We start from the raw sequence: 20,827 nt of genomic DNA on the forward strand, positions 1-20,827 counted from the left end.
GGGAAGAGACGAATGAAGCTGGCAAGTTTGAAGGCGGGCGGGCGCGACGGCACCCTGGTCGTGGTGTCGCGCGACCTGACCCGTGCCGTCCCGGTGCCGGAGATCGCCCGCACCCTGCAGGCGGCGCTGGACGACTGGACGGCGCTGGAGCCGAAGCTGGAGGAGGCCTATCGCGCGCTGAACGACGATCCGGCCTCCGGCCGGCCCTTCGACCCGGCGCTGGCGGCCTCGCCGCTGCCGCGCGCCTACCAGTGGGCGGACGGGTCGGCCTACGTCAACCATGTGGAGCTGGTCCGCAAGGCGCGCGGTGCTGAGATGCCGCCCAGCTTCTGGACCGACCCGCTGATGTATCAGGGCTGTTCCGACAGCTTCCTGGCGCCGACCGACCCGATCCCGGCGGCGACCGAAGCCTGGGGCATCGATTTCGAGGCGGAGATCGCCGTCATCACCGGCGACGTGCCGATGGGCGTTTCGGCCGAGGCTGCGCGCGGGCAGATCAGGCTGCTGATGCTGGTCAACGACGTCAGCTTGCGCAACCTGATCCCGACGGAGCTGGGCAAGGGGTTCGGCTTCTTCCAGTCCAAGCCGGCCTCCAGCTTCTCCCCCGTCGCGGTGACGCCGGACGAGCTGGGCGAGGCGTGGGACGGCGCCAAGCTGCACCGCCCGCTGCTGACGACGCTGAACGGCGAGCCTTTCGGCAAGCCGGATGCCGGCGTCGACATGACCTTCGACTTCCCGACGCTGATCGCGCATGCCGCCAAGACCCGCCATCTGGCGGCCGGCAGCATCGTCGGGTCGGGCACGGTGTCGAACAAGCTGGACGGCGGCCCCGGCAAGCCGGTCGATGCCGGCGGCGTCGGCTATTCCTGCCTTGCCGAGCTTCGGATGATCGAGACCATCGAGCATGGCGCGCCGAAGACCCCCTTCATGCGCTTTGGCGACCGGGTGCGGATCGAGCTGTTCGACGCCGCCGGCGCCAGCGTGTTCGGCGCCATCGATCAGCAGGTGGTGCGGTACGACGGGCCGTAAGGGGTGCCATCCGTGCCGATGGTCTATTGCATTCCTGGTTGTGGACCTTGCATCGGTGGGGCTTCCTTAACCCTGCCGATGCTACTTTTCGCAGTTGCAGCAATTTCCATGGCTTGACCGGGCAGGCGCAGCATGCAGTCCGGAATCCATTTCAAGGTTGAGCCACAAAGCGCCAAATCATGAGAATTGACGTGCCTTCCGACCGTTATCGATTATAAGGTGCCGCCCCTTACCCCTATTTGGCGCCGCCTTGCCGTTCATTCCGGAACATCTGGCGGACCGGAAAAAGGTGTGCGGCATGAAGGCTCGGTTCAGGACGAAGATCATCATCGGCGTTGCGGCGGTTCTGGCGGCGGGGGCCGCCGCGGTGACGGCGGTGTCGCTCACCCTGTCGCGCGACGCCGGGCACAAGGCCGCCCAGACCCTGGCGGCCGAGATGGCGGACCGCCATGGGGCGCGGGTCGCCGCCGACCTGTCCGCCGCACTCGACGCCGCCCGTGCCGCCGCGGCCCTCGTGGAGGTCGAACGGTCGACCGGAACCCCGCGGCGCGAAACGGTGAACCGCTACCTGCGCCGCGTGGCCGAAGCCAACCCGCTCTATGCCGGGGTGTGGGTGGACATGGCCGACGGCGGGTTCGACGGCCGGGATGCGGCCTTCGCCGACCATGACCGCTCGACCGAGATTCTCGGCCTGCCCAAGACCGGCCGGATGAGCCTGCTGTGGCTGCCGGGGGACAAGGGGGTTCATGCCGACGACAGCGAGGGCTATCCCTTCGCGGATGTGCAGGAGAAGGAATATTACAAGTCGGCCGCCGCCGCCCGAAAGCCGGTTCTGACCGAGCCCTATCTCGACGATCTCACCAAGCGGCTGATGACCAGCGCTGCGGCCCCGGTGATCGACGGGACGGCAGGCGGCGGCCAGGTGATCGGCGTCACCGGTGTCGACATGGCGCTGAGCGGCCTGACCGACCTTGTCCGCTCGGTGAAGCCCTATGGCGACGGTTTCGCCGCGGTGCTGACCGGCTCCGGCCTCTATGTCGCCCATCCCGACGACGGCAGGCTGTCGAAGACCGCCGACGACCTGCCGGAGGCCGCCCGCCGCGCCGTTGCCGAGGGGCGCGCGTTCGACGGCCTCGTCATGCTTGCCGGGGCGCCGCATTACCTGCGGCTGGCGCCGGTGCGCTTCTCCGGTGCGGACAGCGCTTGGTCCTTCATGGTGGCGGCGCCGCAATCCAGCGTGATGGCGGACGCGAACCGGCTCGCCGTCCTGATCGTGCTGGTCAGCCTGGGCTGCGTCGCGCTGGGATGCGTGGTGGCCTGGAAGGTCGGCGACGGCATCGCCCGGCCGGTCAGCGCCGTCACCGTCGCCATGGACCGGCTGGCGGCCGGCAATCTGGCGGTGACGGTGCCGGGTGCCGACCGCGACGACGAGGCCGGCGGCATGGCCCGCGCCGTCGAGGTGTTCAAGGAGGGGCTGGTCCGGGCCAAGGAACTCGACCGCCAGCAGCAGGCCGACTGGCATGCCAAGGAGGCCCGCGTCGCGGCGCTGGCCGATTTGCAGAAGGGCTTCGAGGTCCGCGTCGGCGGTCTGACCGGGGCACTGGCCTCGTCCGCCCAACAGCTCGAATCGACCGCTCGCGCCCTGACCGGCATCGCCGACCAGAGCCTCGGCCGGTCGGAGCAGGTGGCTGCCTCCGCCAGCGCCGCCGCCGACAGCGTGCAGACCGCCGCCGCGGCGACGGAGGAACTGTCCGCCTCGGTCCAGGACATCGGCCGGCAGGTGGCGGAGTCCGCCCGCATCGCCGATGCCGCGGTGTCCGACGTGAAGCGGGCCGACGAGGCGGTCACCGTTCTGGCGGAGAGCGCCGAACGGATCGGCGCCGTGGTGGAACTGATCAACTCCATTGCCGGCCAGACCAACCTGCTGGCGCTGAACGCGACCATCGAGGCGGCACGCGCCGGTGAGGCGGGCAAGGGCTTCGCCGTCGTGGCGTCGGAGGTCAAGGGCCTCGCCAACCAGACCGCCAAGGCCACCGAGGACATCGTCGGCCAGATCAAGGGCATCCGCGATGCGACGCAGGAGGCGGTGACCGCCGTCCATGGCATCAACGAGACCATCGCCCAGGTCAGCCGCATCGCGTCGGGGATCGCCGCGGCGGTGGATCAGCAGGCGGCGGCGACCCAGGAGATCGCCCGCAGCGTGATCCGGGCGGCCGACGGGGCGCAGGAGGTCAGCGGCGGCATGGGCAACATCCGGGCGGGTGCCGGCGAAACCGGTGCGGCGGCCGACCAGCTGCTCGCCGCCGCCGCCGCGCTCGCCGGCCAGTCGAAGGACCTGACCCGCGAGATCGACGGCTTCATCGCCGGTGTCCGCAAGGCCTGAGGTGCCTGTTTCCCGTTATCCCACCGCCATCAGCCGGTCGGCCGGCAGCGTTTCCGGAACGTGCTGCGAGACATAGCCTTCGCTGTGGATCCGGTCGTCCCTGGCGCCCAGCGCGCGGGCGGCGGCGACGCAAGCCTCGACGAAGGCAGGGCTGCCGGCGGTGAAGATGGCGTGGCCGGACAAATCGGGGAACAGGCCGGGCAGGATGGCGGGGATGCGGCCCGTCAGATGGCCGGCGGCCTCCTCGCGCGTCAGGGTCACCTTGACCTTGAAGTTGCGGTATTTGGCCTGCCAGTAGCCGAGCAGACCCAGCTCATACATGTCGGCCCGCGTGCAGGCGGAGAACAGCAGCGTCACCGGCGGGCGGTAGCCGCGGCGCAGCGCCGCGTCGGTCAGCGCCAGGATGGGCGCCAGGCCGGAGCCGGCGGCCATGCACAGCACCGGGCTGTCCACCGACGGGTCGCCGATGAAGGTGCCGTAGGGGCCGGACAGCTTGACCATGCTGCCGACCGTCAGCGTGTCGTGGATCCAGCCGCTGGTCGGGCCACCGTCGACGCGGGTCACCTGCAACACGATCTCGCCGTCCGGACGGGGCGCGTTGGCGATGGAATAGCAGCGCGGCGGCGCCCCGGCGGCGGCATCGCCCAGCATCACATACTGCCCGGGCCAGTAGCGCAGCGGCTGGCCCAGCGGGCGCAGGCGCAGCTCCACGATGCGGGGCGTGCGCGGGATGCGGTCGGTGACGATGAACAGCACGTTTTCGCGCGGCGGGAACAGCTTGGGCTGGGCGTCGGCGGTGCCGTATTCGATCACCAGCTCGTCGGAGATCGGCTTGGCCATGCACATCAGGCCATAGCCGTCCTTCCGCTCGGGCTGGGACAGCGCCATGTCCAGGACCATGCCCTGGTCGAACTGGCCGCTGAGGACCTTGACCTTGCATTCGCCGCAGGCGCCGGCGCGGCAGTTGTTGGGCAGGGCGTAGCCGGCCTGTTCCAGCGCCGACAGGACGGTCTCGCCGTCACGGCACTCGACCGTGCGGCCCGAGGGGTGGAGGCGGATGCGGCTCACCGGCGGGATCCTTGGACGGGATTGGAGATGGGCGGGATTGGAGACGTGGAGGCGCGATGCCCCTCCCTGACCCTTGAAGACGGGCAGGGAGGGGGTGGGAGCGTTCAGGCAGGCTTGGCTCAGAACACCGGGATGATCTCGTCCATGTCGATGTCCCGGACTTCCTCGCCGGTGATGCCGACCTCGGGGATGGCCGGGAACGGGATGTCGTAGCGGTCCAGCACGCCCTTCAGGTTCAGCATGGCGTTGCGCCAGTTCTCCTTCTTCGCCTCGTAATCCGGGATGTGGAAGCCGGCGTTGCGGGCGATGGCCTCGGCCTCGCGCTGGGTGGCGATGAAGTCGTCGGGCAGGTCCCAGAACTGGGGCGGCGGCTCGAACAGCACGGCGGACAGGAACAGGTAGCCGGCGCGGATCTGCTTGGTGATGATCGACCGGTCCTCCACCGCAAGATGGGGATAGTCCCGCTCCATCACCGACATGCAGATCGCCATGTGGCGGCCCTCGTCGCGGCCGATGTTGCGGAAGGCCTCCTTGAACACCGGCTCGCTGCAACCGGCAGCCATCTGGTGGAAGATGGTCGCCGCCGCGATCTCGCCCATCAGGAAAGAGCTGAACAGCACGGCCAGCGAGTATTTCGGAACCGCCTTCTTGTAGCCGTCCCAATAGCGCCCGCCATTGTAGTAGAGCCAGTGGGCGTTCTTCTGCAACCGGCGGCCGAGATCCGTCTTCGGCTCGTAGGTCAGCGGGCTGCTGGCCTCAAGAAGCCTGGTGATGGCGAGGCCGCACATCTGCTCGTGGTTCTGCTCGTCGCGGGTGACCGAGAAGAAGCAGCGGCGGACAGGGTCCTCCTCATGCACCTCGTAGGTCTTGATCAGGGCATGGGCGAAGACCGGCGGGGCGGAGGCGTCGAACACCGACAGGATGGTCCACCAATAGGCGATGGCCTCCCGCTCCTCCCAGCTGTAGCGCGACACGTCGAAGCTGTCCCAGGGCAGCTTGGCCGGGTCCCAGTTCTCGCGCTGGGCGGCGGCATAGACCTCTTCCAGCTTCTTGGTCTGCGACACCCAGGACAGCGGGTAGACGTTCGGTTGCGGCGTGGCGGGGGGCAGCTCCATCGTGTTGGCGATGGGGGTGTAGTCCTTGGACATGGGGGCGTTTCCTCCGGGAGCATTCCGCGGGCGCTCACATTTCCATCGGCGCCCTGTGGTCTTTATATGACACAGAAAAACCGCACTATCAACGATTTGTGTATCGCTTTAAATCGCCAGGAATGCCCATGTAATCCATTGATTTAAAAACATAAGCGTGGAAAAGCGACGAATTGATCCAGATCAATTCGTTCGTCCAGCCAACGAAAATCTTAGGTCAGGTATCGGGATGCCCGGCGGGCGGGGCCGCGCTCAGGACCGGACGAGAACGGGAATGTTGCCGCGCACCATGTCGCGGGCGGCGGGGTCGACATCGGCGACGATGCAGGCGTGCATGTAGGCGCGGCTCAGCACATCGCGCGCGAAGCCGACCCCGTGCGACCGTTGCCGGAATTCCTCGCTCCGCATCGGAGTGCCGAAGACCGCCTGCCAGAAGGTCGGCGTGTCGAGCGGGCCGAAATTCATCGCCCAGAAGCCGAATTCGGGCGGCCCGCCCGAGGTCTCCCGCAGCAGCGGTGTCACGTCGCGATGGCGCGGGTCGTCGACGATGCGGGCGAACAGTCGGTCCACCAGCTCCGCTTCGCCTTCCAGAACCTGGAGGAAGATGCCCCTGAACTCGACCAGGAAGCCGGTAATGCCCTGCTCACAGTTCTTGCGGGCGCTGAACAGACAGATGTCGGCAAGCGCACTGTAGGGAAGCCGGTCGATGGCCTCGCTGCGGTAGACGATGGTCAGCATCGACAGCTTTCCAGCCTTCGGTCGATTGGGAACGATCGTCGACTGTATCGCTTTTTCCTGGGTCTGACGTGTGGTGTTTTGGTGTAACTGCTCCCAGGACGCGGAAACCGCCCGATCCGGGAATTCTTATATTAGAGTTTGTCTGATGCTTATTGAAGCACCAGACAAACTCTAAGCTTTTGGTTTTCCGTGTGATTCACGCTTCAAGCGATTCCGCTTGAACCGATCACACTTTAGCCGGCGGCAATGGTCTCCAGCCCGCCGAACCGGCCCTGGAAGGCGGGCTGGGCTTCCGGCAAGGGGCCGTTGGCGGTGGTTGCCGCCTGCATCAGGAAGGCTTCCGACGGGCCGGCGAGGCGGCGGTAGAGGTTGCGCGTCAGCATCCGCGATTCCTGTCCCGGCCAGTCCGCCGGCAACAGGTCGGGCGGCAGCATCGGGTCGCGCAGCAGGATGCGGCGGAAATCGTGGATCATCAGCGTGCGCAGGACGAAGCAAGCCGCCGGGTCCGGCGCCCCCGCGGCATCGACCGCCGCCCAGACCGGACGGAAGTGATCCAGAAATGCGGCATAGTCGTGTTCGAGCTGATCGATGTCCCAGCAGCCGCGCACCAGATCGCGCAGCGCCCCGAACCCCTCCGCCCGGTCCAGGCTGGCCTTCATGTGGACGATCCTGTCGGCCACGCCCAACTCCGCCAGCGAGCGGTGCATCGCCGCCTCGTCGCAGTTGGGATGGGCGTAGACGGTGGCCGATGCGGCGCCGAAGCCCTGCCAGGTCAGTTCCCGCCGCAGGGCATCGCGCGTCTCGGCATCCAGCGCGTTGGGCGGCACCATCAGCAGGTCCCAGCCGCGGTCCCATTCGCGGGCCAACGGCGCGTAGATCCGCCGTTCGGCCGCCGCGAAGCGTTCCTTCCCGCTCTCGGTGACGCGGTAGAAGCTGCGCCGGCCGATCTGGGTGTTGGTCAGCCAGTCGTCCTTGCACAGCCGGAAGACCGAGGTGCGGACGATCCGCTCGCTCATGCCGAACAGGCCCATCAGCTCGATCAGGCTGCCCAGCCACAGCGATCCGCCATGCGGCAGAACCGCGTCGCCATAGACGGTGATGATCAGCGACTTCGCCCGCGGCGCGATGGTCTCGGTCAACTGGGCGGCAAGGTCTTCGGGGCGGCGCGGGCGGGCCATGCGGAGGGGGCGTCCTTATCGATGCGGCTTTGAGTCGTGTGTCGAAGCGGAGGGTGGCGCGACGGAGTTGTATACGAGACCGGGGGGCGGTTGGGCCAGTGCCGCGACAGCGCGGGCCGGGGGTGGAAAGCAGGTTCGCCGCCGATAGGAGGCAATCCGGACTTTCCGTTTGACAATCATTAACATGATACACTAGCTTGGCATCTCAAAGTAAATTTGTGTCATAAAACGAAATGACGATTCCCCGGCGTCAAGCCGGAGGGATCGCAAATGATCAGGGGAGGCAGGCGGCAACATCCGCAATTCGATTGTGGCTGCGCCCGCCGAAATTTTTCTTTCGAAACCATTTCGTTTGAAACATTATGTGCGGCAAATCGTTCCGCAGCGCTGGAATCGGGCTGCCGCCCGGTCCGGCGACAAGCGGGACAGCTTCAGGGAGGACATCATGCGCAAACGCCTGCTTGCCACCATCGCCTTCTCCGCCATGACCGCCATGACTGCGGTGTCCGGCCTGCTGTCCGGTGCGGCGCAGGCCGCGGACCCGATCAAGGTCGGCGCCATCGTCTCGGCCACCGGGCCGGCCTCCTTCCTCGGCGATCCGGAGAAGAAGGTGCTGGAGCTGTATGCCGACCGCATCAACAAGGCGGGCGGCGTCGGCGGACGTCCGGTGCAGCTGACCGTCTATGACGATGGCGGTGCGGCGGACAAGGCGGCCTCCTTCACCAAGCGCCTGATCGAGAGCGACGGTGTCGACGTGATCGTCGGCGGCACCACGACCGCGGCGACCATGGCGGCAGTGCCGCTGGTGGAGCGCGCCGGCGTGCCCTTCATCTCGCTGGCCGGTGCCGTGGTGATCGTCGAGCCGGTGAAGAAGTGGGTGTTCAAGACCCCGCATACCGACCGCATGGCCGCGGAAAAGGTGATGGAGGACATGAAGAAGCGTGGGCTGACCAAGCTGGCCCTGCTGTCGGAGGACAGCGGCTTCGGCAAGTCGGGCCGCGAGCAGACCGTCGCCGTCGCCAAGGAGCGCGGGATCGAGCTGGTCGCCGACGAGACCTACGGCGCCAAGGACACCGATGTTACCGCCCAGCTGACCAAGGTCAAGAACAACGCCGCAGCGCAGGCGGTGCTGGTGTTCGGACTGGGCCAGGGTCCGGCGGTGGTGACCAAGAACTACCGCCAGCTCGGCATCTCGCTGCCGCTCTACCAGTCGCACGGTGTCGCGTCGAAGGAATATATCCGGCTGGCCGGCGGTGCCGCCGAGGGTGTGCGCCTGCCGGCCGCCGGTCTGGTCGTCGCGGCGCAGCTGGCCGACAGCGACCCGCAGAAGAAGGTCGTGACCGAATTCACCAAGGTCTACGAGGACAGCTTCAACACCGAGGTGTCGACCTTCGCCGGCCACGCCTATGACGGGCTGATGATCGCGCTGGACGCCGTGAAGCGTGCCGGCGGCACCGACAAGGCCAAGCTGCGCGACGCCATCGAGCAGACCAAGGACTATGTCGGCACCGGCGGCACCGTGACCATGAGCGCCAAGGACCACATGGGCCTGACGCTGGACGCCTTCCACATGGTGGAGGTGAAGCAGGGTGATTGGGCGCTGGTGAAGTAAACCGGCGGTCCGCTGTTATTCCCTCTCCCCCCTGGGGAGAGGGTTAGGGTGAGGGGGATGCACGGCGTGGCTTTTTTCGACAAGCGACGCCGCAGCTCCCCGTTCAATCCACCCCATGCGTCCCCCTCACCCCGACCCTCTCCCCGGGGGGGAGAGGGGAGAATGTGCGCGGGGGGAACATCAGGAACCCAACGATGTTCGCGGAACTGCTGCAATATCTGCTGTCGGGGCTGACCATCGGCGCGATCTATGCGCTGGCGGGGCTCGGCTTCTCGATCATCTACAACGCCAGCCACGTCATCAATTTCGCCCAGGGCGAGTTCATCATGATCGGCGGCATGGCGTCGGCCACCCTGACGGCGTCGGGCGTGCCGCTGCCGCTGGCGATCATGATCGGCTGCGGCGGCGCCATGCTGGTCGGCGTCCTGGTGGCGAAATTCGCGGTCGAACGCGCCCGCAACGCCTCCACCGTCACGCTCATCATCATCACCATCGGCGCCTCGATCTTCCTGCGCGGCGTCGCCGAACTGGTCTGGGGCAAGGATTTCAAGCGGCTGGACGCCTTCTCGGGCGAGACGCCGATCCAGATCATGGGCGCCTCGATGCAGCCGCAGTCGCTCTGGGTGGTCGGCACCGCCGGCGTGCTGATCGTCGCCATCGGCCTGTTCTTCGCCAGGACGCTGACCGGCAAGGCGATGCTCGCCACTTCGCACAACCGGCTGGCCGCACAGCTGGTCGGCATCGACGTGAAGCGGGTGGTGCTGGCCTCATTCGCGCTGTCGGCGGCGCTGGGCGCTGTCGGCGGCGCGGTGGTGGCGCCCATCACCTTCTCCTATACCGAGATGGGCATCATGCTGGGGCTGAAGGGCTTCACCGCCGCGGTGCTGGGCGGACTCGGCCACGGGCCGGGCGCCGTTGCCGGCGGGCTGATCGTCGGCATCGCCGAGGCGCTGGGCGCCGGCTACATCTCGTCGGCCTACAAGGATGCGGTGGCCTTCGTCATCATCCTGGCCGTCCTTCTCTTCATGCCGAACGGGCTGTTCGGCAAGCGCGGCACCGAACGGGTGTAAGGATTTATCTCCGATGAACGCACTCCTTCACGGGCGGCTGACCGGGCTTCTGGCGCTGGGCGCGGTGATCGCGGTCCTGCCGGCCTTCCTGCCCAACAACTTCTATCTCGACATCGCCATCCTGGCCGGCTTCAACGCCGTGGTCTGCGTCGGGCTGAACCTGCTGATCGGCTATGCCGGGCAGATCAGCCTGGGCCATGCCGGCTTCTTCGGCATCGGCGCCTACGCGTCCGGCGTGCTGGTCGGCACTTACGGCTGGCCGCCGATCGTGGCGCTGCTGGCCGGCGCCGTCTTCGTCGGGCTGCTGGCCTTTCTGGTGGCCAAGCCGATCCTGCGGCTGAAGGGCCATTACCTCGCCATGGCGACGCTCGGCATTGGCATCATCGTCTCCATCGTGCTGCGGACCGAAAGCGGCCTGACCGGCGGTCCCGACGGCATGATGGTGGAGCCGTTCAGGATCTTCGGCGTCGAGCTGTATGGCGAAAAGGTCTGGTACTGGGTGGTCGGCGTGCTGCTGGTCGGCGTCGTCTGGCTGTCGCTGAACCTGATCGACAGCCCGATGGGCCGAGCCTTGCGCGCCGTCCATGGGTCGGAGGTGGCGGCCGAGGTGGTCGGCGTCGACACCGCGCGCTTCAAGGTGCTGGTCTTCGTGCTGTCGGCGGTGTTCGCCAGCGTGGCCGGCAGCCTGTTCGCCCATTACGCCGGCCTGATCACCCCGGCCAAGGCCGACTTCTTCAAGTCGATCGAGCTGGTCACCATGGTGGTGTTCGGCGGCATGGCCTCGACCTTCGGCGCCGTCGTCGGTGCGGTGGTGCTGACGCTGCTGCCGCAGGCGCTGACAATGTTCCAGGATTACCAGCAGATCGTGCTGGGCGGCATCCTGATGGCGACGATGGTGTTCATGCCCAAAGGGCTGCTTCCCACCCTGGCGGCGCTGCTCCCGGCGCGGAGGCGGGCATGAAGATGCTGGCGACCACAGACCTCTCCCCGGACATGACCGCCCAGGCCCGCCGCGTCGGTCCGCCGATCCTGAAGGTTGAGCATCTCAGCCGCGAGTTCGGCGGCGTGCTCGCCATCGGCGACCTCAGCTTCTCCATCGCCTCCGGCGACATCCATTCGATCATCGGGCCGAACGGGGCGGGCAAGACCACCCTGTTCAACCTTGTGACCGGCGTCTACAAGCCGTCGGGCGGCCGGGTGCTGTTCGACGGGGCCGACGTGTCGGGCATGGCGCCTTACAAGCTGGCGGCCCGCGGCATGTCGCGCACCTTCCAGAACCTGCAGATCTTCTTCAACATGACGGCGCTGGAGAACGTCATGGTCGGGCGGCACCTGCACCTGAACACCCGGCTGCTGCCGGCGCTGTTCCGCGTGCCCTCTCTGGTGCGCAAGGACCGCGAGGCAAAGGACCGGGCGGCGCAGCTGATGGCCGATGTCGGGCTGGAGAAGTATGTCGACGCCGACGCCGCCTCCATGCCCTACGGCGCGCTGAAACGTCTGGAGATCGCCCGCGCGCTGGCGTCGGAGCCGAAGCTGCTTCTGCTGGACGAGCCGGCGGCCGGCCTGAACGCCACCGAAAGCCGCGAGATCGACGAGGTGATCAAGACGGTCGCGGCCGGCGGCGTGACCATCGTCCTGGTGGAGCATGACATGAAGATGGTGATGGGCATCTCGCACCGGATCACCGCGCTGAACCAGGGCCGCATGCTGGCCGAAGGCACGCCGCAGGAGGTGGGGGCCAACCCGGACGTCATCGCCGCCTATCTCGGCGCCGCACCGTAAGGAGGGCCACCCATGCTTCTGGAGATCGAGGGCCTCAACAGCCATTACGGCCGCATCCACGCGCTGAAATCGGCCAGCCTGACCGTGCGGGAGGGCGAACTGGTGGCGCTGGTCGGCGCCAACGGGGCCGGCAAGACGACGCTGCTGCGCACCCTGTCGGGCGTCCATCCCGCCAGCAGCGGGCGCATCACCTTCGACGGCTGCGACATCACGGGCATGAAGGCGTCGCGCCGCGTCGCCGAAGGGGTGGTGCAGGTGCCGGAGGGCCGGCAGCTGTTCGGCCCGCAGAGCGTGGAGGACAATCTCCGCCTCGGCGCCTACCGCCGGGGCAGCGGCAAGCCGGACGACGACATCGACCGGCTGTACGAGATGTTCCCGGTGCTGAAGGTCAAGCGCGACCAGCCCGCCGGCACCCTGTCGGGCGGCCAGCAGCAGATCGTGGCGCTGGGCCGTGCGCTGATGGCGAAGCCGCGCCTGCTGCTGCTCGACGAGCCGAGCATGGGGCTGGCGCCGCTGCTGGTCGCGGAGATTTTCGACGCCGTGCAGCGGCTGAAGCGCGAGGGCACCACCATCCTGCTGGTCGAGCAGAACGCGCACGCCGCCCTCGCCATCGCCGACCGCGGCTATGTGATCGAGACCGGCGAGATCGTGCTGAGCGACAGCGGTGCCGCCCTCTTGAGCAACGAGCGGGTGCGGCAGGCCTATCTGGGGCTGTGATAGGGTCTCAAATCCGATCGCCGCCGCGACACTTCAACGGACACACGCCCCTTGAAACTCCACACCTACTTCCGCTCCTCCGCCGCCTACCGCGTGCGCATCGCCCTGAACCTGAAGGGGCTGACGCCGGACCAGGCCTTCGTCCATCTGCGCCGGGGCGAGCAGGCCAAGCCGCCCTATTCCGACCTCAACCCGGAACATCTGGTGCCGGCGCTGGAGGTCGATGGGCCGGACGGTCATCATGTGCTGACCCAGTCGCTCGCCATCATCGAGTATCTGGACGAGACGCATCCCACCCCGGCGCTGCTGCCGGCCGATCCGCTGGGCCGGGCGCGGGTGCGGGCGCTCGCCCTGGCGGTCGCCTGCGACCTTCATCCGCTGAACAATCTGCGGGTGCTGAACCACCTGAAGACCATGGGCCACAGCCAGGAGGAGGTCGACGGCTGGTACCGGCACTGGGTCGCCGTCGGCCTGACCGCGCTGGAGGCGCAGCTGACCGGCGACCCGCGCACCGGCCGCTTCTGCCATGGCGACGAGCCCGGTCTGGCCGACATCCTGCTGGTGCCGCAGATGGCGAACGCCCGCCGCCTGGACTGCCCGCTGGACGGTTATCCCACGCTGCTGCGCATCGACGCGGCCTGCCGCGCCCTGCCGGCCTTCGCCGCCGCCCTTCCGGACCGCCAGCCCGACGCGGAGGCTTGAGACGCCGCCATCCTGCGGCAGGGCAAGCCCGACCTTTGTCCCCGCCAGATCACACGTCTCCGGTTGGTGTTAGCGGTTTCGCGACATCCTTCCGTGGTATAGAGGTAACGGGAAATCGGGTGGGGACGGCGGCCGGGCGATGTTGGGCAACTTCTCTTCGATGGCGTACGATCTTGCCGAGAACATCGCGGCGAGCGCCTTCGTCGTTCTTGCCTACACGTTTCTGATCCGCCGCTCCGGCGGCTGGAGCATCTACACCCGGCAGATCGTCTTCGGCGCGGTGATGGCGCTGACCGCCATCTTCTCGATGGTCCATCCCATCCATATCGGGCCGGGCATCTTCATCGACGCGCGGGCTCCGCTGGTCGGGCTGAGCGCGCTGTTCGGCGGTCCGCTGTCCTCCGCCATCACCGCCGTGACGGTCGCGGGCTACCGCATCGTCCTGGGCGGGGTGGGGATGGAGGCCGGCGTCGCCAACGCGCTGCTGTCCTTCCTGACCGGCGTCGGCTTCGCGATGTGGTCGAAGCGGCGCGGGGTGGCGATGGGCGTCCGTTCGCTGCTGGGCTTCGGGCTGCTGCTGACGCTGGTGTCGACATCGACCCTGCTGCTGCTGCCCACCTGGGAGCTCGCCATGCAGGTGGGGCAGCGCACGGCGCCGGCGCTGCTGGCCATTATCCCGCTCGGCACACTGTTCCTGGGCGGCCTGCTGCTGCGCGAGCAGCGCCACCACGACGCCGAACGGCGGCTGGGCGAGAGCGAGGCGCGCTACCGCCTGCTGGCCGACAACGCCACCGACATGATCCTGGAGATGAAGGCCGACGGGGCGGTGCGCTACCTGTCGCCGTCGGTGCGCGACATCCTGGGCCATGACCCGGCGGAGATCGTCGGCTCCGCCCCGGCCAACCTGCTGCACCCGGACGATCTGGAGAGTGCGGCGATGGCCTTCGCCGGGATGCAGACGGGGTCGCCCCCCGTCACCTTCACCCACCGGCTGCGCCACCGCGACGGCCATTACCTGTGGGTCGAATCCAGCATGCGGCCGACGGTGGGATCCGACGGCCGCTTCGTGGTGGTCGGCGTGGTCCGCGACGTGACCGAGCGCAAGCGCTACGAGGAGGAGCTGTCCGCCGCCCGTGCCGAGGCGGAGGCGGCCAACCGCGTGAAGTCGGAATTCCTGGCGTCGATGAGCCACGAGATCCGCACGCCGCTGAACGGCGTCATCGGCTTCGCCGACCTGCTGCTCGGAACCGATCTGACGGCGGAACAGCGCCAGTATGTGTCGCTCCAGCGCGAGGCCGGGCGCGGGCTGCTGGCGATCATCGGCGACATCCTGGATTATTCGAAGATCGAGGCCGGCAAGCTGGAACTGGAGGAGCGCGCCTTCGACCTGCACCGGCTGCTGCGCGACTGCCGCGACCTGATGAGCAACGCCGCCTCGCAGAAGGGGCTGCTGCTGCAACTGTCGCTGGGCGGCACCGTTCCGCGCTATGTCCGCGGCGACGAGGCGCGCATCCGCCAGATCCTGCTGAACCTCGTCGGCAATGCGGTGAAATTCACCGAACGCGGCTCGGTGCTGGTGTCGGCCGGGCTGCTGTCGGGCCAGGGGGGCGGCGAGGGGGAGGCCGTTCCGGCGGCGCATGTGCGGCTTTCGGTCAGCGACACCGGCCCCGGCATCCCGGCGACCGATCAGGCCAACCTGTTCCAGCGTTTCAGCCAGGGCGACCGCTCCACCACCCGGCGCTATGGCGGCACCGGGCTCGGCCTCATCATCTCCAAGCAGCTGTCGGAGCTGATGGGCGGGCATATCGGCGTGCAGAGCAGCCCGGGGGTGGGCAGCACCTTCTGGTTCGAACTGCCGCTGCCGGTCGCCAACGCGCCGGGGCTGTCCACCGTCGAGCGCAAAGATGCGCCATCCGCCCGCAGCGCCCGCATCCTGCTGGCCGAAGACGTGCCGATGAACCAGATCGTCACCTCCTCCATCCTCTGCAAGGCGGGCCATACGGTCGAGGTGGCGGAGGACGGCATCCTGGCGGTGGAGGCGATGCGCCGGGGCGAGTTCGACCTCGTCCTGATGGACATGCAAATGCCGCGGATGGACGGCCTGCAAGCAACCGCGGCGATCCGTCAGCTTGGTGGGCGGCGCGGCGCCGTGCCCATCATCGCGCTGACCGCCAACGCGCTGACCGATCAGCTCCAGCTTTGCCTGGATGTCGGCATGAACGACCATGTGACCAAGCCGATCGAGCGCGATACGCTGCTGTCCGCGGTCGACCGCTGGCTCGACGCCGGGACGGATGAAACTCTGCCGGAGGGGGATGCCGTGGAAGAGGCGACGGTGCTGGCCGGGGTGGCGACGGTGTCGGACAGCGCGCCGGTGCTGAACCGCGCCACGTTGGACACGCTGGCCGAAACGCTGGGCGCGGACGTGCTGCCCCGATTCATCGCCGGCACCTTGGCCGAGCTGGCCCTGCGCGCCGACCGCATCAGCGAGGCGGACTCGTCGAAAGCCGCCGCGGCCGACGCCCATGCCATGGTGTCGCTGGCCGGCAATGTCGGCCTCTTGGAACTGTCGCGCAGCGCCCGCAAGCTTCAGCATGCCTGCGAGCAGCAATGGCCGGACGAGCCGGTGCTGAAAGCCGACCTGCGCGATGCCGTCAATCGTGCCTCCTCCGCACTCCAGGCGGCGCTGCCCACGCTGGGCGTGGCGGTGGAGACGGCCCGCTGAGCCGCCCTTCTATCTGTTGACGATCAGGGCGACACCGGCCACCGCGACCGCGGCGCCGGCCCAGGCGCCCAGCGACGGGCGCTGGCCGGTCAGCAGCCACATCATCGGCAGGATCAGGACCGGGCTCAGCGCCGACAGGGTGGCGACCACCCCGGCATTGCCGTGGGCGAGCCCGACCAGCAGCAGCGTCATCCCCAGCCCGACGCCGAGCAGCCCGTTGCCGGCAATCTGCAGCATCAGCTTCGGCGTCAGCCCGCGGGGAACCAGCAGACCGCCGAGCCCACCGGCGCCGGCCACCGCCGCGCCGCCGTTAACCCCGGCGCGAACCCCAGCACGAACCGTAGAGAGCACGCCGATGGCCGTGAACATCAGGGCCGCCGTGGTGACCCGCACCGCGGCCGATGCAATCGGATCGGCGCCCGCCGCCATCACCGGCTTGGCGATGATCGAGCCGGCGGCCTGACCGACCGCCGCCAGCAGACAGACCGACACGCCGGCCAGCAGGTTGCCCTGGATCGCCTCCCAGCTGTGGGTGGAGCCGGAGCGCAGGGCCACCGCCAGCATCACCCCCAGCGTGACCAGCGCCACGCCCAGAACGGTCCACGGCCCCAGCGCCTCCCCCAGCAGGGCATAAGCGAGCAAGGCGGTCAGTGGCGCGTTGGCGGCATAGATCACCACGTTGCGGCGCGGTCCCAGCCGGCTGAGTGACCAGAACAGCGCCATGTCCCCCACCACGATCCCCAGCAGCCCCGAGAGCGCCAGCGTCAGCGCGGCCCCGGTGTCCAGCGTCTGCCAACCGCCCAGCAGCGTGGTGGCGGCCAGCAAGGCCGCGGCGACGATGGTCAGGCGCACGCGGTTGAAGGCGATGGAGCCGAGCACCCGCACCGGTCCGATGGCGATCAGGCCGCCCGCGGCCCAGCACAGCGCCGCGCCCAGCGCGGCCATGTTGGCGATCATGATGGAACTGCGGACCGTCGGTTGAGGAGGGGGACAGGCACTCTACAGCCGACGCCCTCTGCCTGCGAAATGAGCAAGATGCATGGCCGGGCAGATCTTCGACCGGTCCGCCGGAACCGTGCCCGGCCCAAGACCGTTGATTCCATCGGAACACGCCCCCCGAGCGGAATCGCCATGGGCATGACCGGATGGTCATGGCCAAACCCAGGGGGCCAAACCCAGGGGGTCAACCCGAGGAGCACGCGACCGATGCGGACAAATTTCACAAGGTTCGGCCCCGTCGCCCTCGTCATGGCGGCCGGGCTCCTCACCGCCCACGGGGCGGCGGCCCAGACGGATGCCGCGGCCCAGGCGGGTTGCGGCGCGATGGTGGACCAGTTCGCCGCCGATCTCGGTCTGTCGACCGACCCGCCGCCGGTCGCCGTCCCTGGTCCTGGTGGCGGTCCCGGCACGCCCGGCCTGTCGGGCTCCACCCCGCGCGACGAACCGGGGTCCGGCAGCGGCAGCGACCGGCTCGCCCAGTCCGGCGGCATGGTGGCGCCTCCCGCCGTCGGCGACCGGTCGGTGGTCGAACCGCCGGCCATCGGCAGCAACATGCCGACCGCTCCGTCCATCAGTCCCCAGGCCAGTTCGCAAGCCGGCCCCCAGGCCAATTCGCGGACGCCGCCTGACAGCGGTCCCGGCGGCTCCGGCGGCGGCGATGGGCCGATGGGGCAGGCGGCGCGGAACGCCCAGGTGGAATCGCTGGTCACCGCGGCCCGCAGCGCCGCCCGCGACGGCGACGAGACCCGCTGCATGACCAGCCTGAACGATGCCCGGCGCCTGTCGCGGACCGCCCCCGGCGGCCATGGCGGCTGACGGCATCGATTGCCTTATCAATGATCTTGAGGAACCGCGCATGATCTTCGACCTTGGACCCTATCCGCCTTCGCCGCCGCGCGAACCGTCGGTGCCGGATGACACGATGCCGGTGCCGGGAGATCCGGCGCGTCCGCCGCTGGGAGAACCGCCGGGCCCGATCCCGGTTCCGCCGCGCGAACCGCCGCCGGCGCCGGACCGCCTGATGGACCGCCTGATGGGCTGAGGCCCGTCCATCGGGCCCCCAGGGGTGTGATTTAACGGCCTGTCCGGCTTATTCGGAGCGGTCCCGACTTGCCAAGAGCGCGCGGACGGGCGATGTGTCAGGGGTTGGCGTCCACCTGTCCATGAGATGGACCGGCAAGGGCGCCGCTTCTGTTTGCCGGAGTTCGGGTTTCCCATGCACAATCAGCCGCCCCGCAGCCACGTCTATCGCCAGCCCAACGTCGTCGCCACCCAGGTGACGGCCACCGTGAAATGGTTCAACCCCGAACGTGGCTACGGCTTCGTCAAGGTCGGCGACAGCGGCAAGGACGCCCTGCTGCCGGCCTCGCTCGTCGTGCCCGCCGGCCACACCACGCTGCCGGACGGCGCTACCGTGGTCGTCGACCTCGTCGAGGACCGCAAGGGCCAGCAGGTCAGCGTCCTGCACTCCGTCGACCTCTCCACCGCCGCCGCCCCGGCCCGTCCGCAGGGGCGCGAGCGCAGCTTCGGCGACCGCGGCGATCGGGGCTTCGGTGACCGGGGTGGGGATCGGGGCGGCGATCGCGGCTTCGGTGCGCGCCGCGATGCCGGCGGTCCGCGCGACCGCGGCTTCGGCGACCGTGGCGGTGATCGCGGCGGCTTCCAGAACCGCAACCAGGATCGCGGTTTCCAGGATCGGGGCTCCGACCGTGGCTTCCAGGATCGGGGCCAGGACCGCGGCTTCCAGGATCGGGGCGGCCCCCGCCGGCCGCAGCAGGCCAGCGGCCCGACCAGCGAGATGGGCGCCACGGTGAAGTGGTTCAACGGCGGCAAGGGCTATGGCTTCGCGCAGCCCGACGACGGCGGGCGCGACGTCTTCATTCCGGCCCGTGCGCTGGAGAGCGCCGGCCTGCGCGGGCTGGATGACGGGCAGCGCGTGCGCATGACCGTCCGCCAGGGCGAAAAGGGCATGGAAGCGGTCAGCCTCAAGATCGAGTGACCGCCTCCATCCTGTGATCAGCTGTCCGACGGCACCGAGGACTGGCCCAGATGCGCCGCCGCTTCCCGCTGGTTGCGGGCGGCGGCGTCATCGGGAACGGCCAGCCCGGCATCCGGGCTGTTGACGCGGGGACCGCCGGAGTTGCGGCGGTCCTCCTCCTCGATCTCGCGGGCGGCCTGCGCCCAATGGTCGAGATGGCGGTCATCGGGCCGCCCTTCCTCTTCCCAAAGCCGATAGGCCCGGTCACGGACCCGTGGGTCGTCCGGACCCGCTGTGTGTTCCATGATGGTTGGTTCCTGTTGTCGAGGGAGGTCGCTCAGGCCCGGTCCGGCTCGGAGGGGGAGGAAATCCGTTCCAGCGTGTCCTGGACCGCGCGGTCGTTCTTGGCGTCTGTGGCAAGGTCGCCCAGCGAGACGATGCCGGTCAGCCGGTCGTTGCGGTCCACCACCGGCACCCGCCGGATCTGCTGGCCGGCCATCAACTGGGTCACGCTGCCGACCGGGTCGTCCTCGTAGCAATAGCGGGGATTGGCGGTCATCACCTCCGACACCTTGCAGCGGTCGGGCAGCTTTCCGGCGGAGATCGCCCGGATGGTGATATCGCGGTCGGTCACCACGCCGACCAGATCCCTCCCGTCGCAGACGGGCAGGATGCCGACGTTCAACTGGTCCATCAATTGCGCGGCCCGGCGGATGCTGTCGTCGGGCCGTACCGTCTGCACGTCGCGGGTCATGATCTCGCGGATTTTCATGCGGGGGCTTCCTGAAGCAATGGCGGGGGGAGCAGCGGCGAGGGCAGGCTGGAGGTGGTACGCGGTACTCGTGTCCCGTCCTCAACAGATGCACCGGTCCGCCGTCCCGCTCAACCTACCCAGTAGAGTGGATCCACCCCGAAGAGCAGGGGGTGCAGCATCAGCATTCCACCATAAGCGGCAAGCCCGCCGATCAGTCTTGCCGGTCCCATCTCCGCCAGTCCGCGCAGCGCTCCGGGCCAGCCCTGCGGCCCGGTCAGCGGCACAAGCGAGGTCTCGTCCCGGTAGGCGCGACCGGCGGCGCTGCGGCGCAGCACGATCTCGTTCTTCACCAGCGCAAACAGGGCGATGGCCGCCATGGTGCCGAACAGCAGCACGCGGCGTCCGTCGCCGGTGGCGTTCAGGTGCGCGCATGCCCACAGCAGCAGCGCCAGGCTGCCCGGCGCGCGGGTCAGGCGGTAGATGCCGCGGGGCGGGTTCGGCGCGCCCTGGCTGCCGAAGCGGGTGGTGACGCGGGCGGCCAGCAGCAGGAAGACGACGGGCATCACCGCCGCCACCAGCGGGGCGGCCCAGCCGAAGGGCGTGAACAGCACCTCCCCGCCGTCGGCGGCGCGGTAGGCCAGCACGAACAGCGTCAGCGTCAGCAGCGAGCCGACGGAATGGATCGTCACGAAGCCGCCGCGGCCGAGCCGGGCGATCAGGGCGGGCCGCACCCCCGGCCAGGACGGCAGGGCATGGCTGAGGAACAGCAGGGCGGCGGCGAGGGCGAGGGATGCGGTCATGATGGAGACACTGAAGCGTGTACGAACGGCCTCTGCCTTGATTGGGGTCAAGATTGGGGTCGAGGGGGATGGAAAAACGGGGAACGCCGGCAAGGCCCGCACGGTTCACTGGAGACGGCTTTCTCCTCACCGACCCCCGTGGAC

The 20,827-nt window shown here is 68.7% G+C and carries 20 protein-coding genes; 12 read left to right on the forward strand and 8 right to left on the reverse strand.

Annotated features, from left to right (window positions below; genetic code table 11):
- Positions 1–12: 12 nt before the first annotated feature.
- Both CRT60_RS24010 and CRT60_RS24015 read left to right on the forward strand, forming a co-directional pair.
- A complete protein-coding gene (locus CRT60_RS24010; protein WP_098739087.1) occupies positions 13–1,029 on the forward strand; it encodes a fumarylacetoacetate hydrolase family protein in 1,017 nt (338 codons plus the stop codon).
- A 298-nt stretch (positions 1,030–1,327) separates the two neighbouring features.
- The gene (locus CRT60_RS24015; protein WP_098739088.1) at positions 1,328–3,412 is read left to right on the forward strand and encodes a methyl-accepting chemotaxis protein; all 2,085 of its coding nucleotides are present in this window, start codon (positions 1,328–1,330) and stop codon (positions 3,410–3,412) included.
- Between the two features lie 15 nt (positions 3,413–3,427).
- Here CRT60_RS24015 and CRT60_RS24020 read toward each other — a convergent pair whose 3' ends face one another.
- From CRT60_RS24020 to paaX, 4 genes are all read right to left on the reverse strand, one after another.
- Positions 3,428–4,480, reverse strand: a complete 1,053-nt coding sequence (locus tag CRT60_RS24020) for a 2Fe-2S iron-sulfur cluster-binding protein (protein WP_098739089.1) — start codon at positions 4,478–4,480, stop codon at positions 3,428–3,430.
- Positions 4,481–4,599: 119 nt separating this feature from the next.
- Complete coding sequence (locus tag CRT60_RS24025; RefSeq protein WP_098739090.1) at positions 4,600–5,628, reverse strand: diiron oxygenase; 1,029 nt, start codon at positions 5,626–5,628, stop codon at positions 4,600–4,602.
- Positions 5,629–5,880: 252 nt separating this feature from the next.
- Positions 5,881–6,366 (reverse strand): BLUF domain-containing protein, encoded by a 486-nt coding sequence (locus CRT60_RS24030; RefSeq protein ID WP_098739091.1) that lies wholly within the window; start codon positions 6,364–6,366, stop codon positions 5,881–5,883.
- Positions 6,367–6,599: 233 nt separating this feature from the next.
- Positions 6,600–7,544 carry a phenylacetic acid degradation operon negative regulatory protein PaaX gene (paaX, locus tag CRT60_RS24035; RefSeq protein ID WP_098739092.1) on the reverse strand — a complete coding sequence of 315 codons (945 nt, stop codon included), beginning with the start codon at positions 7,542–7,544 and terminating at the stop codon, positions 6,600–6,602.
- A gap of 445 nt (positions 7,545–7,989) precedes the next feature.
- Here paaX and CRT60_RS24040 point away from each other — a divergent pair, with 445 nt between their 5' ends.
- From CRT60_RS24040 to CRT60_RS24070, 7 genes are all read left to right on the forward strand, one after another.
- Complete coding sequence (locus tag CRT60_RS24040) at positions 7,990–9,156, forward strand: ABC transporter substrate-binding protein (protein WP_098740998.1); 1,167 nt, start codon at positions 7,990–7,992, stop codon at positions 9,154–9,156.
- Positions 9,157–9,350: 194 nt separating this feature from the next.
- Positions 9,351–10,226, forward strand: a complete 876-nt coding sequence (locus CRT60_RS24045) for a branched-chain amino acid ABC transporter permease (protein ID WP_098739093.1) — start codon at positions 9,351–9,353, stop codon at positions 10,224–10,226.
- A 13-nt stretch (positions 10,227–10,239) separates the two neighbouring features.
- The gene (locus tag CRT60_RS24050) at positions 10,240–11,187 is read left to right on the forward strand and encodes a branched-chain amino acid ABC transporter permease (protein WP_098739094.1); all 948 of its coding nucleotides are present in this window, start codon (positions 10,240–10,242) and stop codon (positions 11,185–11,187) included.
- Entirely contained in the window at positions 11,184–12,008 is an 825-nt protein-coding gene (locus tag CRT60_RS24055; RefSeq protein WP_098739095.1) for an ABC transporter ATP-binding protein, read from the forward strand. The genes CRT60_RS24050 and CRT60_RS24055 overlap by 4 nt, the downstream gene beginning before the upstream one ends.
- Positions 12,009–12,020: 12 nt before the next feature.
- Positions 12,021–12,725, forward strand: coding sequence for an ABC transporter ATP-binding protein (locus CRT60_RS24060; RefSeq protein ID WP_098739096.1), 705 nt, complete (start codon positions 12,021–12,023; stop codon positions 12,723–12,725).
- A 51-nt stretch (positions 12,726–12,776) separates the two neighbouring features.
- The gene (gene maiA / locus CRT60_RS24065; RefSeq protein WP_098739097.1) at positions 12,777–13,427 is read left to right on the forward strand and encodes a maleylacetoacetate isomerase; all 651 of its coding nucleotides are present in this window, start codon (positions 12,777–12,779) and stop codon (positions 13,425–13,427) included.
- Positions 13,428–13,587: 160 nt separating this feature from the next.
- On the forward strand, positions 13,588–16,152 hold the full coding sequence (locus CRT60_RS24070; RefSeq protein WP_098740999.1) for a hybrid sensor histidine kinase/response regulator: 2,565 nt from the start codon (positions 13,588–13,590) through the stop codon (positions 16,150–16,152).
- Between the two features lie 9 nt (positions 16,153–16,161).
- On the opposite strand, the gene CRT60_RS24075 is transcribed toward CRT60_RS24070, so the two are convergent.
- On the reverse strand, positions 16,162–17,109 hold the full coding sequence (locus tag CRT60_RS24075; RefSeq protein ID WP_098739098.1) for an EamA family transporter: 948 nt from the start codon (positions 17,107–17,109) through the stop codon (positions 16,162–16,164).
- 249 nt (positions 17,110–17,358) lie between these two features.
- Here CRT60_RS24075 and CRT60_RS24080 point away from each other — a divergent pair, with 249 nt between their 5' ends.
- The 3 genes from CRT60_RS24080 (at position 17,359) to CRT60_RS24090 (ending at position 19,150) form a co-directional block, all read left to right on the forward strand.
- Positions 17,359–17,967 carry a hypothetical protein gene (locus CRT60_RS24080; protein ID WP_098739099.1) on the forward strand — a complete coding sequence of 203 codons (609 nt, stop codon included), beginning with the start codon at positions 17,359–17,361 and terminating at the stop codon, positions 17,965–17,967.
- Between the two features lie 40 nt (positions 17,968–18,007).
- Positions 18,008–18,193: a hypothetical protein gene (locus CRT60_RS24085; protein ID WP_098741000.1), complete on the forward strand. Its 186-nt coding sequence runs from the start codon at positions 18,008–18,010 to the stop codon at positions 18,191–18,193.
- A 174-nt stretch (positions 18,194–18,367) separates the two neighbouring features.
- Positions 18,368–19,150, forward strand: a complete 783-nt coding sequence (locus CRT60_RS24090; RefSeq protein ID WP_098739100.1) for a cold-shock protein — start codon at positions 18,368–18,370, stop codon at positions 19,148–19,150.
- A 17-nt stretch (positions 19,151–19,167) separates the two neighbouring features.
- Here the strand turns inward: CRT60_RS24090 and CRT60_RS24095 are convergent, their stop codons facing one another.
- The 3 genes from CRT60_RS24095 to CRT60_RS24105 all read right to left on the reverse strand — a co-directional run bounded on the left by CRT60_RS24095 (position 19,168) and on the right by CRT60_RS24105 (position 20,683).
- Positions 19,168–19,434 carry a DUF2934 domain-containing protein gene (locus tag CRT60_RS24095; RefSeq protein ID WP_098739101.1) on the reverse strand — a complete coding sequence of 89 codons (267 nt, stop codon included), beginning with the start codon at positions 19,432–19,434 and terminating at the stop codon, positions 19,168–19,170.
- 32 nt (positions 19,435–19,466) lie between these two features.
- Entirely contained in the window at positions 19,467–19,901 is a 435-nt protein-coding gene (locus CRT60_RS24100) for a CBS domain-containing protein (protein ID WP_098739102.1), read from the reverse strand.
- A gap of 110 nt (positions 19,902–20,011) precedes the next feature.
- Positions 20,012–20,683 (reverse strand): NnrU family protein, encoded by a 672-nt coding sequence (locus CRT60_RS24105; protein WP_098739103.1) that lies wholly within the window; start codon positions 20,681–20,683, stop codon positions 20,012–20,014.
- Between the last annotated feature and the right edge of the window lie 144 nt (positions 20,684–20,827).

This window comes from Azospirillum palustre, from assembly GCF_002573965.1.
Classification (GTDB): Bacteria; Pseudomonadota; Alphaproteobacteria; order Azospirillales; family Azospirillaceae; genus Azospirillum; species Azospirillum palustre.

What these genes read in the sequence shown, in the direction of transcription:
- CRT60_RS24010 (WP_098739087.1), top strand. Translation starts at nt 13, where the DNA reads ATGAAGCTGGCAAGTTTGAAGGCGGGCGGGCGCGACGGCACCCTGGTC.
- CRT60_RS24070 (WP_098740999.1), top strand. Translation starts at nt 13,588, where the DNA reads ATGGCGTACGATCTTGCCGAGAACATCGCGGCGAGCGCCTTCGTCGTT.
- CRT60_RS24045 (WP_098739093.1), top strand. Translation starts at nt 9,351, where the DNA reads ATGTTCGCGGAACTGCTGCAATATCTGCTGTCGGGGCTGACCATCGGC.
- CRT60_RS24015 (WP_098739088.1), top strand. Translation starts at nt 1,328, where the DNA reads ATGAAGGCTCGGTTCAGGACGAAGATCATCATCGGCGTTGCGGCGGTT.
- CRT60_RS24080 (WP_098739099.1), top strand. Translation starts at nt 17,359, where the DNA reads ATGCGGACAAATTTCACAAGGTTCGGCCCCGTCGCCCTCGTCATGGCG.
- CRT60_RS24085 (WP_098741000.1), top strand. Translation starts at nt 18,008, where the DNA reads ATGATCTTCGACCTTGGACCCTATCCGCCTTCGCCGCCGCGCGAACCG.
- CRT60_RS24025 (WP_098739090.1), bottom strand. Translation starts at nt 5,628, where the DNA reads ATGTCCAAGGACTACACCCCCATCGCCAACACGATGGAGCTGCCCCCC.
- CRT60_RS24105 (WP_098739103.1), bottom strand. Translation starts at nt 20,683, where the DNA reads ATGACCGCATCCCTCGCCCTCGCCGCCGCCCTGCTGTTCCTCAGCCAT.
- CRT60_RS24030 (WP_098739091.1), bottom strand. Translation starts at nt 6,366, where the DNA reads ATGCTGACCATCGTCTACCGCAGCGAGGCCATCGACCGGCTTCCCTAC.
- CRT60_RS24095 (WP_098739101.1), bottom strand. Translation starts at nt 19,434, where the DNA reads ATGGAACACACAGCGGGTCCGGACGACCCACGGGTCCGTGACCGGGCC.
- CRT60_RS24055 (WP_098739095.1), top strand. Translation starts at nt 11,184, where the DNA reads ATGAAGATGCTGGCGACCACAGACCTCTCCCCGGACATGACCGCCCAG.
- CRT60_RS24090 (WP_098739100.1), top strand. Translation starts at nt 18,368, where the DNA reads ATGCACAATCAGCCGCCCCGCAGCCACGTCTATCGCCAGCCCAACGTC.
- CRT60_RS24050 (WP_098739094.1), top strand. Translation starts at nt 10,240, where the DNA reads ATGAACGCACTCCTTCACGGGCGGCTGACCGGGCTTCTGGCGCTGGGC.
- paaX (WP_098739092.1), bottom strand. Translation starts at nt 7,544, where the DNA reads ATGGCCCGCCCGCGCCGCCCCGAAGACCTTGCCGCCCAGTTGACCGAG.
- CRT60_RS24075 (WP_098739098.1), bottom strand. Translation starts at nt 17,109, where the DNA reads ATGATCGCCAACATGGCCGCGCTGGGCGCGGCGCTGTGCTGGGCCGCG.
- CRT60_RS24040 (WP_098740998.1), top strand. Translation starts at nt 7,990, where the DNA reads ATGCGCAAACGCCTGCTTGCCACCATCGCCTTCTCCGCCATGACCGCC.
- CRT60_RS24100 (WP_098739102.1), bottom strand. Translation starts at nt 19,901, where the DNA reads ATGAAAATCCGCGAGATCATGACCCGCGACGTGCAGACGGTACGGCCC.
- CRT60_RS24060 (WP_098739096.1), top strand. Translation starts at nt 12,021, where the DNA reads ATGCTTCTGGAGATCGAGGGCCTCAACAGCCATTACGGCCGCATCCAC.